The organism is Paenarthrobacter sp. TA1.8 (assembly GCF_048595705.1).
GTDB classification, from domain to species: Bacteria; Actinomycetota; Actinomycetes; order Actinomycetales; family Micrococcaceae; genus Arthrobacter; species Arthrobacter nitroguajacolicus.
Window position 1 is genome coordinate 1,064,440 of the sequence record NZ_CP184287.1, and the last position, 15,133, is coordinate 1,079,572.

The window sequence follows — 15,133 nt, forward strand, 5'->3', positions numbered from 1 at the left end:
TTCCAGTGCCGCCCCTTTTGCGTGCCATCTCCGGGCCCGCGCCACGCGCTGTGAAATGCTGTGAGTGACACGGACCGACCCCAAAGACGAGGAGTGCCATGTCCAACCCTCCACAGATGAGGACCATCAAGCGTTGCGCCGTGGTGGGTGGCGGCATCATCGGTGTTGCGGTGGCGAGGGAACTTGCCAACAAACTAGACGACGCCCAGGTCACCGTCTACGAAAAGGAAGACCGGCTCGCCGCACACCAAACCGGGCACAACTCGGGCGTGGTCCACGCAGGCCTCTATTACGAACCCGGCGGGCTGAAAGCAAAGCTGTGCCGCAGGGGAGTGGAGCTGCTGCAGGAATTCTGCGCCATGAAGAACCTGCCCTACGAAGCATGCGGGAAGCTGGTCATCGCCCAAACACCCGGGGAATCGGATCGCTTGGGCAACATCTTCGCCCGCGCCACAGCCAACGGCGTTCCCGGCGCACGGATGCTGCATGGCGAGCAGATACGCGAGGTGGAGCCGAACGCCGTCGGGCTTTCCGCTTTGCACTCGCCGGAAACGGCGATCGTTGACTACACGGCCATCACCAACGCGCTCGCCGAGGACGTCCGCAGCTCGGGCGGGACCATCCGCCTGGGGCAGGAAGTGATAGCGCTCGAGCAACAGGGCAGCGGCGTGGTGGTCACCACCAAGGACGGCGGCGAACATTATGACCTCGTCGTGGCCTGCGCAGGTCTCCAGTCGGACCGCTTGGCCGAGGCGGCCGGCGAGGCGGCAACGCCACGGATCGTACCGTTCTTCGGGCAGTATTTCCTCTTGGGCAAGGAAGCGCGGGATCAAGTGCGCGGCCTTATTTACCCGGTACCCGATCCCAAGCATCCGTTCCTGGGAGTGCACCTCACAAAACGCATCGACGGTGAAATGATGCTGGGCCCCAATGCGTTTATCTCCTTTGGCCGAGAGTCCTATACGTGGAGCGAAATTAATGTCCGCGACGTCCTGAATTACACTCTCTTTCCGGGATTCTGGAACTTTGCCCGGCAAAATGTGCCCTCAGCTGTTCGTGAATTCCAGACCGTAGTGAGCAAGAAAAAGTTCATCCGGGAGGCCATGCGCTTTGTACCCTCACTCGAGGGTGCCACCATTCTTCCCGGCACCCGCGGCGTCCGCGCGCAGGCCATGAACGAAGACGGTTCGTTGCTGGACGACTTTGTGATTACACGACGACGGGACACAGTTTTGGTACGCAACGCACCGTCCCCGGGGGCTACTTCGTCCATGGCCATAGCGGAGTACATCGTGGAACAGGCTTTGCAGGACCGATAAACCGTGCTGCCGGACAGTTAACAAGCTCGTGACCAACTGGAAACTGCCCCCAAACCCGGGGTGGCTACCGTTGGCGCATGATCGGATCACTGGCCTCGTTTGCCTCCACAGTCGGTACCACCATCGCGGCCTGGATCGAGGCAGCCTACGTCCTGGATTGCAGGGTCGAGGAGGACGCTGAGGGGCCTGAGTACATGAGTAATTTGGTGTGGCTCCCGGCCCTCAGCGGTGTCACAGTGGCGAGTGCGCAGGCCATCCAAGCGAACGCCGCGAGGGTGGGCACAGGGTCCTAGAAGCTGCACGGAAAGCTGCAAAATGTCGCGTTGGGCACACCATTCGTTTATCGCGTGTAACATGCCCTAAACTGCTTCACTGAGGTGCCGAGATAGGCACTATGCAGCAACGAAAGCGAACCCTCAATGGCTACTGATTACGATGCCCCGCGCAAGACAGAAGAAGAGTCTCCCGCTGAATCCCTTGAGGCCCTTCAGGCATCACGTGGGAACACTGCACAGACTGCGGTCATCGACGTCGAGGAAAACGATACCGCTGAAGGAATCGACCTTCCCGGCGCCGATCTTTCCGGTGAAGAGCTGACCGTCATTGTGGTCCCGGAGCAGTCTGACGAATTCACGTGTGGTTCCTGCTTCCTGGTCCGCCACAGGTCCCAGATTGCGCTGGAAAAGAACGGTCTCAAGTACTGCCAGGACTGTGAAGGCTAAGTAACGCCCGGGTCTCGTTATCTTGGGTTACGAACACGTGCCCGAAGAGCCCCCGAGCGCCCACTAAACACCCACAAAACTGCCTGTCAATGACCCTCTTGTGATCACACTGGCCCCCGTTTAACGGTTGCGCGCCGAAGCGGCCACAACCCATCCAAAGCCCCCTGCGCACTCCTACTGTTGAAGTATCAACTTCGCCTGAAGGGGGCACAAAAAATGAGGAAATTTGGAGCGGGTCTGGCAGCGGTCCTGGCAGCTGCAGGGCTCGGTCTGGTGGCGCCGGGGCCAGCCTCGGCAGCAACATACTGCGGTATCTCGTGGGGTTCCATGGCCAAGGCCGATCTCGACTGGAGCTCCGCCCATGTCACTGGCGTTCGCACTGGTCAGCAGCCCTGCTACGACCGTCTGGTGATTGATATGACCGGCAAGGTGGCCGGTTTCGTGGTTCAGTACGTCCCGGTGGTGACCCAGGATGCCACTGGCTACCCCATCCCGGTGCTGGGGGATGCTGATCTTCAAGTGATGGTGACGGCGCCGTCATACAACCAGTACAGCCAGCCGACCTACGAACCGGCAGCCAAGGCCGAACTGTCCAACGTTTCCGGGTACCAGACGTTCCGGCAGGTGGTTTTTGCGGGCAGTTTTGAGGGCACCACGAGCATCGGACTGGGCGTCCGGGCCCGGCTTCCGTTCCGGGTGTTCACCTTGGACGGACCCGACGGCGGGTCTCGCCTGGTAGTGGACGTCGCCCACCGCTGGTAGGAAGCGCTGCGGCTACTCCCCAACACACGGGAAAGCGGCGAGTTCGCGGGAAACTTCCCTGCGAACTCGCCGCCTTCCTGCGAACTCGGTGGAAGGCGAACTCGGGCCGCGGTTATTCCGGAACTACCAGGGCCGGCGTATCCTTCCGGATGGTCTCGCCGCGGAAGAATCCGGGCCGAACGCGGGACATGATCAGCATGACCACGGCACCCAAGGCCAGGATCCCGATGCCCAGGACAAAGACGAGCCCCACTCCGAAGACCTCCGAACCACTGCCAAACTCAGGAGCCCAGCTGTCCACGGCGGTCTGCAGGAACACCACGAACAGGCCTACGCCACCGATCAGCGGGCATACAAGCCGCAGGAAGAAGTTCCTGGCGCTGGAGAACACGCTGTTTCGGAAGTACCAGACGCAGGCGATGGCCGTGAGTCCGTAGTAGAAGCAGATCATCAGGCCCAAGGCCAGGATGGTGTCGTTCAGGACGTTCTCGCTGATCACGTGCATCACCGCGTAGAAGCCCGCGGACAGGACGCCGGCCGCAATGGTGGCGAAGCCCGGCGTCGAGAACTTCTTGCTCATGTGGCTGAAGCGCTCCGGCAGGGCGCCGTAGTGCGCCATCGCCAAAAGGCTGCGCGAAGGCGAGGTGAACGTGGACTGCAGGGATGCCGCAGAGCTGGAGAGTACTGCGAGGGACATGAGGATCGCGAACGGACCCATGACCGGTGACGCGAGTGCAGTGAAGACGTTGGCGTGGTTTTCCTCGTTGTTCAGGCCGATTCCGGTGTCTCCGACTCCTGCGAACATCAACGTCGCGATAGTGACCAGGAGGTAGATGCCCAGGACGATCACGGCCGTCAGGGTTCCGGCGAGACCGGCGGTTTTCTTGCCGTTGGCGGTTTCCTCGTTGACCGTGAGGCAGACGTCCCAGCCCCAATAGACAAAGATCGACAACGAGATGCCGGCCGCGATCTGGCCGAAGGTTTCGATCTTGGTGACGTCGAACCAGTCCCAGCTGAACGGAACAGCGGTTTCGGACGTGGACCAGTTGGCGAACGCCATGGCGACGAACATTCCGAGTACCAGCAACTGGAATCCCACCAGGCCGTACTGGACGATCTTGGTGGTGTGCAGTCCGCGGTAGCTCACCCAGACGGCAAGCGCCACGAAAACGAAGCATGTGGCAACGTTGAGCAACTTGTTTGAGGCCAGGTCGGCGAGCTCGGGTGAGCCCGTGGCCTGTGCCAGGAACAGGTAGAAGAAGTCCACGGCGACGCCGGCCAGGTTGGACAGGACAATGATGTTGGCTGCGAGCAAACCCCAACCACCCATCCAGCCCACCCACGGACCAAAGGCCTTGGTGACCCACGTGAAGGTGGTACCGCTGTCCGGGGAGTCTGCGTTGAGCTCCCGGTAAGCCAGCGACACGAGGATCATCGGGATGAACCCGATCAGGAAAATGACGGGCAACTGGAGCCCGACTTCATTGACGGTTGGACCCAGGGCGCCGGTCAGCGTGTACGCCGGGGCGATGGTTGAAATGCCAAGAACGACGACGGCGAGGAGCCCCAACTGCCCCGTCTTCAGTCCCTTGCCGCTAATGTCGTGCGACTCTGCAGCTTCATTGCCGCTGCGGCGGATTGTCTGGCTCATGTGAGGCCCTTTCTAGATGGCCGAAGGCTGCTGCTGGGTAATGCAGTGGATACCGCCGCCCCGTGCGAAGAGTTCGCGCGCGTCGACACCGACCACGCGGCGTCCGGGGTAGGCGTCGGCGAGAATGCGGAGTGCTTTCTCGTCCATTGGGTCGTTGAAAGTGCAGGCGATAACACCGCCGTTGACCACGAGGTGGTTGATGTAGCTGTAGTCCACAAACCCCTCATCGTCGCGAAGGGTTTCCGGGGCGGGAACTTCAATGATGTTCCAGTCCCGGCCGGCTGCGTCATGGGTGGTGCGCAGGAAGTCGATGATCTCGCGGGAGACCTTGTAATCGGGGTGCTCGGGGTTCTGCTGGGAATGGACCAGAAGGGTGCCCGGGGCCGGAATCGCGGCCACGATGTCCACATGGCCGCGGGTGCCGAACTTTTCGGAGTCACGGGTGAGGCCGCGAGGAAGCCACACCACGTGGGTGGCGCCGATGGTGCGGGCAAGTTCCTGCTCGATGTCTGCCTTGGTCAGGCCGGGATTTCGACCCTGATCGAGCTGCACAGTCTCAGTGACCAGGACGGTGCCTTCGCCGTCAACTTGAATGCCACCGCCCTCGTTGACAATCCCCGACGGGAGGTGCCGGGCGTAGGCGCGGCCGCTGATGTCCTCGGCAATGAGCGAGTCCTTGTCCCACTCCGCCCAGTCCTGAGCGCCCCAGCCGTTGAAGATCCAGTCCACCGCGCCCAGTTGCTTGTTGGAATCCAGTACGAACGACGGTCCGATGTCCCGCATCCAAGCATCGTTGAGGTCTGCGGTTATTACCTCGACGCGAGGGTCCAGATAGCGCGCAGCCGTGTCGACGTCGTCAGGCGATACCACCATGGTTACGGGCTCGAATTCAATGACGGCGTTAGCCACGGCTGCCCAAGTAGAACGTGCTGCATGGGCCTCTTCTTCGGTATCACCCAGGGTGTATCCGCCCGTGGGGAAGGCCATCCAGACGCGGTCCTGCGGAGCCGTTTCCGACGGCATGCGCCAGGCGCTCACGCGGTAGCTGCCTGGGTTGGTTCTGCGGCGGGATTGACGTTGGGATGGACCAGCCCGACCGGGCGGACGTGCGTTGCTGGGTGGGTAGCGATGGAAGTTGGGGCTTCCAGGTGTCTGATTTCAATCATGGGGGGCTTTACTCCGTGAGACGACTGTCACTAAATGAATAGCGTTCATTTAGTATGACGGGAGTCACCCTTCAGCGCAAGACGCGAGTGGCGGCCGCTCTTTTGTGACCGGCGTGCGTTCCCCGGCACGGGGGTGGGCTGGCTGGTCCCGCGTTCGTTCGCTGCACGACGCGCACAGCGGTGAGTCACACGGATAAGGGTGAGGTTCGGGGGGTGCTGGATTCTGATGTGCTGAATTCAGGGCTGGTTGGTTTTCCACATAGGAGTATTGCCGCCTTATGGTGCTTCTTGCTCGCTGGAAGAGTGGGCGTATGGAGCAAATGCGGGAGGGCGAAGCGATTGATGCAGTCGCGCTTCGTCGCGCTCCGGACGTTGGAGGCTCTCCGGATGGGCCCCGCGTTTCCGATCTCCTCTCGCTCCTGAGCACGGTCCGCTTGGGGGCGGATAGCGCCGGGCTGATCGACCAAATCCGCGGGCTGGAAAACCTGAAATCGGCAATTGTGGCCGTGCAGGCCCGGGCGGCTGTGGCTTTTGATCTCGCCCAGCGCGCCGAGCAAGCCGAGGCCGGTGCCCCTGCGTCCGAGCGTGGCAACGCGTCGGGTGCCCAGGTCGCGTTGGCCCGGAGGGAGTCACCGAACCGCGGGTCCCGGCTGCTGGGTTTGGCTAAAGCCCTCGTGATGGAGATGCCGCGGACTTTGGCTGCGTTGGAGTCGGGCCAGTTGAATGAGTGGCGGGCCACGCTGCTGGTGAAGGAGACCGCGTGCCTCTCTGCTGAGGACCGGTGCGCGGTGGATGAAGAGCTCGCCCCTGATACCGGGATCTTCGATGGTGCCGGGGATAATGTGATCGTTGCGGCGGCGAAAGCTGCGGCGTATCGGCGGGATCCCCGGTCGGTGGCTGGGCGTGCCAGCCGTGCCGCAGCCGAGCGTACTGTGAGCCTGCGCCCGGCGGAGGACGCGATGACCTACCTGACCGCCCTGCTGCCCGTGGCCCAAGGCGTGGCTGTCTACGCGGCTCTCTGCCGGGCTGCTGATTCGGGCCGTTTCGGCGGTGATGCCGGATCCGGTGGTGGCGCGGGGTCTAGCGGGGTTGCCGGGTCTGGCGGGGTTGTCAGGACCCGTAATCAGGTCATGGCCGACACCTTGGTCGAACGCGTCACGGGCACACCTGGCGGGATTTCAGGAATCAACCTGGACCTTGTCATAACTGACCGCACCCTGTTCCAAGGCGACAGCGAACCGGCCCGGCTCAAGGGCTACGGAATCGTCCCCGGAGAATGGGCAAGAACTTTGGTTGGTGAAGAGCAGTCCACCGAGTCCGAGGAGTTTCAGGTCTGGCTTCGCCGGCTCTACACAGCGCCGGCCACGGGAGAACTCCTGACCATGGACTCCAAGGCAAGGCTCTTCCCTGGTCGGATGCGGCGCTTCATCGAAACCCGCGACAACACCTGCCGAACCCCTTACTGCGACGCGCCCATCCGCCACATCGATCACATCGTCTCCTGGCGTTCAGGTGGAACCACCACCATGGAGAACGGCGCCGGGCTCTGCGAAGCGTGCAACCATACCAAGGAAAACCCCGGCTGGAAGAGTAGGCCGCTTGCCGAAGATGTGCACACTCTGGAACTCCGCACGCCCACAGGGCACACCTATCGCTCCAAGGCGCCGAGCCTGCCAGGCTACTTCCGTGGCTCAGCGCCGTCGTCGGAGCTGCCCGAACCTGCTGCACGACCAAGCCCGTCGCCAGCTGCACGCTCAAGCCCGTCGCCAGCTGCACGCTCAAGCCCGTCGGTAATTAACTGACGAGCGTCGGCAGAGTGAGGATCTCTGCTCCGTCGTTGGTGATGGCGATGGTGTGCTCACTGTGAGCGGTCCGGCATCCTGTCGCGCTGCGGAGCGTCCATCCGTCGGCGTCCGTGACGAGCTGGGCGGTGTCGGCCATGACCCATGGTTCCAGGGCGAGCAGCAAGCCGGGGCGCAGCTTGTAACCGCGGCCGGGGCGTCCCATGTTCGGCACATGAGGCTCCTGGTGCATGGTGGAGCCAATGCCGTGGCCTCCAAACTCGGTATTGACAGGGTAGCCAGCCTCGCTGAGGACCGAGCCGATGGCGTAGGACAGGTCCCCAATGCGGGCGCCGGGCCGGGCTGCCTCTATGCCCGCGCGCAATGCCCGTTCGGTTGCTTCGATCATCGCGACACTTTCCGCCGGCTTCGACTCGCCCACGATGAAGCTGATGGCCGAGTCTGCTGCGATTCCGTCCTTGAGAACGGCCAGGTCGAGGGTCAGGAGGTCGCCGTCGGCCAGTTTGTAATCCGTGGGCAATCCGTGGAGGACGGCGTCGTTGACGCCCGTGCAGATGTAGTGGCCGAATGGCCCGCGTCCAAAGGAAGGAGCGTAATCGACGTAGCAGGAGACGGCCCCGGCTTCCAGGATCATGCTCTTTGCCCACCGGTCTATGTCCAGGAGGTTTGTGCCTACAGTTGTGCGGCCCTTTAGCGTGTGCAAAATGTTGGCGACCAGGGCGCCGGCCTCCTTCGCGCGGCCTAGCTCTGTGCGGCTAAGGATCTCAATCATGCGGGGCCTCTCGTGTGAAAACCAATAACTATCCCGGCCATATTATCCCGGTATTACAATTGGAGCCATGGTCAGGTTGCCGCTTACACCCGCAGAGGCCGAGCGTGGACAGCGCCTCGGTGCTCTTCTGCGTCGCGCCCGGGGTGAGCGCTCCATGCTGGAGACGGCACTCGACGCCCGCGTCTCGCCCGAGACGCTCCGAAAGATAGAGTCGGGCCGGGTTGCGACGCCGGCTTTCCCTACCGTTGCTGCCATTGCCGATGTCCTCGGACTCTCCCTCGATGAGGTGTGGGCAGAAATTAACTTGCCCGAGCACGGTGTTGAGTCAGGCAGCTCGCGTCGGAGTGCCCGCGAATGGTTGGCTTCGTAGCCTCAGCGCTTGGGCCGTGCCCGCACATGAAGGCGTTCACCCTGCTGCCCGAAGAGGGTTAGCAACTCCACTGGTTCTGCGGTGGCGCTGGCAAACCAGTGCGGTGTGCGCGTATCAAATTCCGCAACCTCACCGGGTTTCAGGACAAAGTCATTCTCGCCCAGCACCAACCGCAGGTTGCCGTTGAGGATGTACATCCAGTCGTACCCCTCATGGGATTGGGGCTGTGGAACCTCTTTTCCGGTTCCGCTCTTCAGCACCATTTTGAAGGCCTGGATGCCGCCGGGGCGGCGGGTCAGGGGAAGTGCGGTTCCCCACTCGTGAACGTGCGGTTTGAGGTGAATGCGGGGATCGCCCGTTTCCGGTGCGTCAATCAATTCTTCCAGCGGCACCTGATGCAACCTGGCAATGGGAAGGAGGAGTTCCAGTGTTGGCTTGCGTTGGCCTGATTCAAGCCTTGAGAGCGTACTGACAGATATGCCCGTCCCTTCCGAGGCTTCCGCGAGGGTCACGTTGCGTTGGGTCCGCATGGCACGCAGCCGGGGGCCGACGGCGTCGAGCATTGTGCTGAAATCGGTAGTCATGCCTTTCATTTTGCCATATTGGCAAACTTCCTTGCTGATTCTGTGGGTGCTGACCAACCATGGAAAGAGCGGCATGGGGCCGTTGGATACGTGTGGAGGCATCGTGATTGTGGAAAAAATGAACAACCGAGTGACGGAGGAGTACGACGTCGTGGTGGTGGGAGGTGGCGCAGCTGGGTTAAGTGCTGCTGTTACCTTGGGCAGGGCCTTGCGGTCCGTCCTGGTTATCGACGCCGGAGAGCCCCGGAATGCGCCCGCAGCCGGGGTGCACGGATTCCTGTCCCGCGACGGGATCAATCCCAGAGAACTGCTGGAACTGGGACGAGCCGAGGCGCTCCAGTACGGGGCGAATATCATGGCCGGCGCCGCTGTTGGGGCACGTTCGACGGCTGACCCAACGAACGGTTCCGGGCTCGCCTTCGAGGTGGACCTGGCAGATGGCCAAACCGTGCGGGCCCGGCGTCTGCTTGTCACCACAGGCCTGATCGACGTCCTGCCCGACGTTGAGGGCATCCGCGAACGCTGGGGCCGTGACGTCCTGCACTGCCCGTATTGCCACGGCTGGGAGGTTCGGAACAAAGCGATCGGAATCCTGGGTTCAGTGCCGATGGCGTTGCACCAGGCGTTACTGTTCCGTCAATGGAGCCCCAACATCACCTTGTTCCTCAATGACGTTGTGGAGCCGACGGAAGAACAGTGGGAGCAATTGGCTGCCCGCTCCATCACGGTGGTGGACGGCAAAGTCCAGGCGCTGGAAGTAACTGACGACGCACTGACCGGTGTTGTCCTGGCAGCGGGAACTGTGATTCCTGTGGACGCTGTGGTTACCGGCCCACGATTGGAGGCGAGATCGGACGTGCTGGAATCCCTCGGCGTCCCCACCGTAGAGCACCCGATGGGCGTCGGGACCCATGTCGAAGTGAATCCCGCGGGCGGGGCAACCTCGGTGCCCGGAGTATGGGCCGCCGGGAACGTCACTGATCTGACGGGTCAGGTGATGGCCTCGGCCGCCGCAGGTGTCATGGCAGGCGCTGCAATCAATGCCGATCTCATGATGGAAGAGACCAGGGTGGCTGTGGAGGAAGCTCGCCAAGCAGCTCTGGCCCATTAACCCAGCTGAACAGAACGCACAAAACCATCGACGTGAGGGCCCAGTCCGAGGACGATTAAGGGACAGCCACTGAGGAGGTTGGACAATGTGCTACGCGTACTATGACGACTTTGAGCGGCGCACGAAGAAGGACTCCGCGCGCAAGCCTGAAGCGCACACGACTGAGGCACCCAAGGACCAGGAACCCGCACAGAACCGTCCGCGGACGGAAGGAACGCTGTGGACTTTCCTGGCCCGCCGTCGCGGGGAAGCTGAGGTTCCCGAACCGAGGATCGACCGCATCCGCGAGAAAGTCTAGGCATCCCCCGGATCCGATCCTGGAAGCTGGACACGCTCGCAGAAGTAAGCAAAGGAAAGGCGCTGCACTCGCAGCGCCTTTCCTTTGTGGCTATCTGTAGGAGAACCAGCCTAGGACTTGGTGACCAAGTATTCCCTGGCAGCCGTCACTAGCGCTTCGGTTCCGCGCGCCAGCGTCGGCTGGATGACGGGCGCAAAGTACGGCGAGTGATTCGACGGTATGTCCTCGGGAAGGCGTCCCGTGGTTGCCCACTCTTTGAACAAGGAAGGCTCGGCACCACCCAGGAACCAGAAGACCAGGGGAGCTCCGGCAGCTTTTGCCAAGGCTCCAACGTCTTCGCTTCCTGACACAGGGCCGGGGTCGATGATCTGTGTTTCGCCAAACTTTGCCCTGAAAGCTGCAGATACCCTCTCGGTCGCAGCTGGGTCGTTGACGGTCAGCGGGAAATGCTCTTCGAAATGAATCTCAGGGTCCTTGGGTGCACCTGAAGCTGTGGATTCACCCTTGGCTATACGCTCAATTGAGGCGAGGATTTTGTCCCTGATGGCATCACTGAATGTACGGACACTGAGGCCCAAGGTTGCCGTCTCGGGAATGATGTTGTTCTTGGTCCCTGAGTGAATCTGCCCGACAGTCACCACCGCGGAGTCACTGGCGGCGAGCTCACGCGACACAATGCCCTGCAACCGGACAGTGGTTGCAGCAGCCATCAGCACAGGGTCAACGGTGGTCTCCGGACGTGATCCGTGGCCTCCCTGCCCATGCATGGTGATGTTGAGGGAGTCTGCGGATGCCATGGTGACGCCGGGACGGATACCGAACCACCCGGCGGGAAAAGGTGCCACATGCTGGCCCAGGACGACGTCCGGTTTGGGCACTGCGTCGTACAGCCCATCGGCGACCATGGTTTCGGCCCCGCCGCCCCATTCTTCAGCCGGCTGGAAGAGCGCGATCAGGGTGCCCTGCCACTCATGACGCTGCGCCGCCAGGACATCCACAGCGCCGACGAGGCAGCTCACGTGCACATCGTGGCCGCAAGCATGCATAACGGGCATGTCCTTGCCCTCATGATCAACACCCATAGCGGTGCTTGCATAATCCAAACCCGTTGCTTCCTTGACCGGCAAGGCATCCATGTCGGCCCTGAGCATCACTACCGGTCCGGGTCCGTTGTCCAGAACGCCCACAACCCCGGTCTTTCCGATGTTGCGATGAACGGTAAAGCCAAGATCTTCGAGATAGCCCGCGGCGATTCCGGCTGTTCGGGTCTCCTGGAACGACAACTCCGGATGGGCGTGCAGGTCCTTATAAAGCTCTTCGAGGTCAATGGTCATGAGTCTGCCCTTTTTATTCGACGCCTATGTCTGGCCAGTGTATCCAGCCTGAATCTGCAAAGACCGGGAAGCCCCGGCACACTGGATGGCATGAACGATTCTGAATCAGTCACCACGCAGCAATCCACGGTTGAGGAATGGACCAAAGCCTTGGCGGAATCCACCGGCTCGCCAGGCGGGGGTGCCGGAACCGGGGTCATGCTCTCCATCGCGGCCTCGTTGACGTCCATGGTGGCCGGATATACCGAGGCGGAGGAGGCCCAGCGCGAACAGCTGGCCGGCATCCACTCCCGGGCGCACGAACTCCGACGAACTGCCCTTCAGTTGGCCGACGACGACGCGTCCGCCTCGAACGCCTTCGGAGCCGCCTTCCGCCTCGACCCCGGTCCGGAGCGCGACGACGCAATACATCAAGCATCCGTCGATGCTGCCAAGGCATCAGCAGTTCTGGGGGAGCGGGCCATTAACGCAGTTGAAGACCTCGGCTGGCTCGCTTCAAACGGCAATTCAGCGCTTATCGCTGACGTCGTGGTGGGCTTCGGAGCCCTCCGCGCAGCCATAGCCGGAGCCCGAACCAACGTGAGTTTCGACCTCGCATCTTTGACCTCCGCAGGCGCCAAACTCGAGGAAGTCCGGGAACAGCACCCGGACCTATGGAACACGGTCAGCCGGCTCAGTGCCGCCCTCGACAGGATCGACGAACTGACTGCCGGCGTCGACAAAAAAGCGGCGCCGACCGAAGCCATGTAGCTTCAGCCGGCGCCGTGCCCAACTACTGCGCCTTCGGCGCTGTGCCTACTACTGCGCCTTCGGCGCTGTGCCTACTACTGCGCCTTCGGCACACGCCGGAGTACGACGGCGGCGAGCACTGCCGCACCAGCCATCAGTACCAGCCCAATCGCCGCAGTGATGTGGACGCCGGACTCGAAAGCTGTCCGGGCGGCGACCGTCAGCGCCTCCGACAATGGGGCCGGAAGGGCAGCCGCCGCATCAACCGCACCAGCAAGCGTTTCAGTGGACTTACCGGCCGCTTGCGTGGATACACCCTCCGGAATGACGAGGTTGTGCTGGTAGGAAGCAGTGAGGATAGAGCCCAGCACTGCCGTTCCCAAGAGCGACCCCAACTCATAGCCGGTCTCGGATATGGCCGAGGCGGCGCCGGATTTGTCGGCCGGAACGGAGGCCAGGATGAGGTCGTTGGAGATGGTCTCCGCAGCACCAACACCTATTGCGAGTACGGTCAGGGCCGACAACAGGAACACGGGTCCGCTGCCGTGGTCACCCACCACCACAATCAGGTATCCCACTCCGCTGAGAGTTAGTCCCGCAGCCACAACGAACCCAGGCTGTACGCGCTTGACCAGCGGCACTACCAGCAGGCCGGCGATGACCGTAGCCAGGAGCGCAGGAATCATTGCGATGCCGGCCTCCATAGGGGACTGGCCCTCAACAAGTTGCAGGTGCTGGGCGAAGAAGTAGATGAAGCCCGTCATGGAGAAGAGGGACAGGACGTTCGCCACGATTGCGGTACTGAACACCTTGTTCTTGAACAATGAGACGTCCAGCATGGGGCTCTCGATCCGCTGCTGGCGGCGGACGAAGATAACGCCCATCACCACGCCGAACCCCATGAAGGCAGCCGCGGACGCCCCGAAGCCGTGAACCGCGAATTCCTTGATGCCGTAAACGAACGGCGCCATGGTGACCACGGACAGGAGAATGCTGGGCACGTCCACCCGGCCGGGATTGGCGTCCTTCGATTCAGGAATCAAGACCCTGCCGAAAGCAAGTAGCGGCAGGAGCAGGAAAGCTGCCACCAGGAACACGGCACCCCACCAGAAATGCTCCACCAGCCAGCCACCGAAGATTGGGCCAAGGGCGGCGCCACCGGAGAACCCGGCAGCCCAGACGGCGATCGCGAGCCGACGCCGGTTGGGATCAGTGAAGATGTTCCGGATCAGGGACAGGGTTGAGGGCATCAGCATGGCTCCGAAGACGCCAAGGCCGGCCCGGCCGGCGATCAGCCATTCAGCGGAAGGCGCGAAAGCTGTAGCAGCCGAAACCGCTGCGAAGCCCGTGCTGCCGAGCAGGAGCAGCCGCCGTCGTCCGATCCTGTCGCCCAAGTTACCCATGGACACCAGCAAGGCGGCGAGGACCAACGGGTAGGCGTCAACAATCCACAGCAATTGGACGCCGCCCACGTCCAACGAACGGGCGATCTCGGGCAGTGCAAAGGTGAGCGCGGTGTTGTCGACGGCCACCAGCAGCACCGGAAACATCAGGAGTGCCAGAGCCGTCCAGTCGCGCCACGGTGCTGCCTGACCCTTGACGGGCTGAGCGGAACGGGGTGCTTGGGTTGATGACGGCGAGAACATGTAACTCACTGTACCGTCCAGACGGTATAGTTTCAAATAGAAGCCTGTAAGCCTTTAGGGAATGATGGACACATGCCACGAAAACCAGTTGCCCGGGACGCCGTCCTGGATGCCTTCGAAGCCCTCCTTATCGAGGTAGGGGAGCGTGCCGCCACGCTCGACGCCGTTGCCAAGCGGGCAGGCGTGTCCAAGGGCGGTCTGCTCTACCACTTCCCCAATAAGGAAGCGCTGATCACGGCCCTTTTGGAGCGCCTGGACCTGCTCGCCAATGAAGATACCGAGCTGATGAAGGCTGCCCCCGATGGTTCGGCCGCCTACTTCATCCGCTCCTCGCTCTGGGCGGATACGCCCATGGACCGGGCATTCGTCGCTGCCACCAGATTGGCCGAAGTTGCCCACGAGGAAACCCGCCGCAGATTTGCCGCGATCCAGCAACGGTGGCTGGACGTGCTGGCTGATGACGTCGGGCCGGAGGTTGCCAAGGCCGTCAGCTACATGGGCGACGGCCTCTATTTCAACGCGATTTTTGAAGGCGGGCAGGAGGGCGGCAACGCCGGGCGGGAGGCCGACGTCGAAATTCTGTTGGGAGTCCTTGAACGGTTGCGGAAGTAGCGGGTCTTCCATTTGCTGCGGGGCGCGGGACGTAGGACAATTAACCCTCGTGGCGTGCCGTACGCGGTGACCACACACAACTGAACATGCCTTTGATCTGCGGCGGGAGAGTCCTGCAAGCAAGTGATGCAGGCGCCGTAGGAGCAAACCCTCCCCAGGAATCTCTCAGGCCCACGCACCGCCGCGGCTAGGCGACTCTGGAAAGCAGCAGGTACTCAACCCACCTTCGGGTGAAGGGAGTGTTGTGCTCACCGA

At 62.2% G+C, this 15,133-nt stretch carries 17 protein-coding genes and 1 riboswitch; of the genes, 10 read left to right on the top strand and 7 right to left on the bottom strand.

Going from position 1 to position 15,133, the window contains the following annotated elements; genetic code table 11:
• Positions 1-98: 98 nt before the first annotated feature.
• The 4 genes from lhgO to ACNAOT_RS05180 all read left to right on the top strand — a co-directional run bounded on the left by lhgO (position 99) and on the right by ACNAOT_RS05180 (position 2,803).
• Entirely contained in the window at positions 99-1,319 is a 1,221-nt protein-coding gene (gene lhgO, locus ACNAOT_RS05165; protein WP_420180276.1) for an L-2-hydroxyglutarate oxidase, read from the top strand.
• Between the two features lie 77 nt (positions 1,320-1,396).
• On the top strand, positions 1,397-1,612 hold the full coding sequence (locus ACNAOT_RS05170) for a hypothetical protein (protein WP_420180277.1): 216 nt from the start codon (positions 1,397-1,399) through the stop codon (positions 1,610-1,612).
• Between the two features lie 126 nt (positions 1,613-1,738).
• On the top strand, positions 1,739-2,041 hold the full coding sequence (locus ACNAOT_RS05175) for a DUF4193 domain-containing protein (protein ID WP_420180278.1): 303 nt from the start codon (positions 1,739-1,741) through the stop codon (positions 2,039-2,041).
• Between the two features lie 216 nt (positions 2,042-2,257).
• Positions 2,258-2,803 (top strand): AMIN-like domain-containing (lipo)protein, encoded by a 546-nt coding sequence (locus ACNAOT_RS05180; RefSeq protein ID WP_091465661.1) that lies wholly within the window; start codon positions 2,258-2,260, stop codon positions 2,801-2,803.
• A 112-nt stretch (positions 2,804-2,915) separates the two neighbouring features.
• Here ACNAOT_RS05180 and ACNAOT_RS05185 read toward each other — a convergent pair whose 3' ends face one another.
• Genes ACNAOT_RS05185 through ACNAOT_RS05195 form a run of 3 tightly spaced genes read right to left on the bottom strand, consistent with a single transcriptional unit; the run spans position 2,916 to position 5,620 of the window.
• Positions 2,916-4,454, bottom strand: coding sequence for an APC family permease (locus ACNAOT_RS05185; RefSeq protein WP_178996186.1), 1,539 nt, complete (start codon positions 4,452-4,454; stop codon positions 2,916-2,918).
• 12 nt (positions 4,455-4,466) lie between these two features.
• Positions 4,467-5,492 carry an agmatine deiminase family protein gene (locus ACNAOT_RS05190; RefSeq protein ID WP_420180279.1) on the bottom strand — a complete coding sequence of 342 codons (1,026 nt, stop codon included), beginning with the start codon at positions 5,490-5,492 and terminating at the stop codon, positions 4,467-4,469.
• Complete coding sequence (locus ACNAOT_RS05195; protein ID WP_420180280.1) at positions 5,489-5,620, bottom strand: hypothetical protein; 132 nt, start codon at positions 5,618-5,620, stop codon at positions 5,489-5,491. The genes ACNAOT_RS05190 and ACNAOT_RS05195 overlap by 4 nt, the downstream gene beginning before the upstream one ends.
• 311 nt (positions 5,621-5,931) lie before the next feature.
• On the opposite strand from ACNAOT_RS05195, the gene ACNAOT_RS05200 reads away from it, so the two are divergent.
• Positions 5,932-7,422 (top strand): HNH endonuclease, encoded by a 1,491-nt coding sequence (locus tag ACNAOT_RS05200; protein ID WP_420180281.1) that lies wholly within the window; start codon positions 5,932-5,934, stop codon positions 7,420-7,422.
• Here the strand turns inward: ACNAOT_RS05200 and map are convergent.
• Complete coding sequence (gene map / locus ACNAOT_RS05205) at positions 7,415-8,194, bottom strand: type I methionyl aminopeptidase (protein ID WP_420180282.1); 780 nt, start codon at positions 8,192-8,194, stop codon at positions 7,415-7,417. The genes ACNAOT_RS05200 and map overlap by 8 nt on opposite strands.
• 67 nt (positions 8,195-8,261) lie before the next feature.
• Between map and ACNAOT_RS05210 the strand changes: the two genes are divergently transcribed.
• Complete coding sequence (locus tag ACNAOT_RS05210; RefSeq protein ID WP_091465668.1) at positions 8,262-8,564, top strand: helix-turn-helix domain-containing protein; 303 nt, start codon at positions 8,262-8,264, stop codon at positions 8,562-8,564.
• Between the two features lie 2 nt (positions 8,565-8,566).
• Here ACNAOT_RS05210 and ACNAOT_RS05215 read toward each other — a convergent pair whose 3' ends face one another.
• Positions 8,567-9,148: a helix-turn-helix domain-containing protein gene (locus tag ACNAOT_RS05215; protein ID WP_420180283.1), complete on the bottom strand. Its 582-nt coding sequence runs from the start codon at positions 9,146-9,148 to the stop codon at positions 8,567-8,569.
• 118 nt (positions 9,149-9,266) lie between these two features.
• Here ACNAOT_RS05215 and ACNAOT_RS05220 point away from each other — a divergent pair, with 118 nt between their 5' ends.
• Together ACNAOT_RS05220 and ACNAOT_RS05225 are read left to right on the top strand one after the other, a co-directional pair.
• Positions 9,267-10,259: an NAD(P)/FAD-dependent oxidoreductase gene (locus ACNAOT_RS05220; protein WP_420180284.1), complete on the top strand. Its 993-nt coding sequence runs from the start codon at positions 9,267-9,269 to the stop codon at positions 10,257-10,259.
• An 85-nt stretch (positions 10,260-10,344) separates the two neighbouring features.
• Positions 10,345-10,557, top strand: coding sequence for a hypothetical protein (locus tag ACNAOT_RS05225; RefSeq protein WP_420180285.1), 213 nt, complete (start codon positions 10,345-10,347; stop codon positions 10,555-10,557).
• Positions 10,558-10,667: 110 nt separating this feature from the next.
• Here the strand turns inward: ACNAOT_RS05225 and ACNAOT_RS05230 are convergent, their stop codons facing one another.
• A complete protein-coding gene (locus tag ACNAOT_RS05230) occupies positions 10,668-11,891 on the bottom strand; it encodes an amidohydrolase (protein WP_420180286.1) in 1,224 nt (407 codons plus the stop codon).
• Between the two features lie 90 nt (positions 11,892-11,981).
• Between ACNAOT_RS05230 and ACNAOT_RS05235 the strand changes: the two genes are divergently transcribed.
• Positions 11,982-12,641 carry a cyclodeaminase/cyclohydrolase family protein gene (locus ACNAOT_RS05235; protein WP_420180287.1) on the top strand — a complete coding sequence of 220 codons (660 nt, stop codon included), beginning with the start codon at positions 11,982-11,984 and terminating at the stop codon, positions 12,639-12,641.
• Positions 12,642-12,715: 74 nt separating this feature from the next.
• Here ACNAOT_RS05235 and ACNAOT_RS05240 read toward each other — a convergent pair whose 3' ends face one another.
• Positions 12,716-14,266, bottom strand: coding sequence for an MFS transporter (locus ACNAOT_RS05240; protein ID WP_420180288.1), 1,551 nt, complete (start codon positions 14,264-14,266; stop codon positions 12,716-12,718).
• Positions 14,267-14,338: 72 nt separating this feature from the next.
• Between ACNAOT_RS05240 and ACNAOT_RS05245 the strand changes: the two genes are divergently transcribed.
• On the top strand, positions 14,339-14,878 hold the full coding sequence (locus ACNAOT_RS05245; RefSeq protein WP_420180289.1) for a TetR/AcrR family transcriptional regulator: 540 nt from the start codon (positions 14,339-14,341) through the stop codon (positions 14,876-14,878).
• Positions 14,879-14,971: 93 nt separating this feature from the next.
• Positions 14,972-15,069, top strand: a riboswitch (glycine riboswitch).
• The last annotated feature ends 64 nt before the right edge of the window (positions 15,070-15,133 follow it).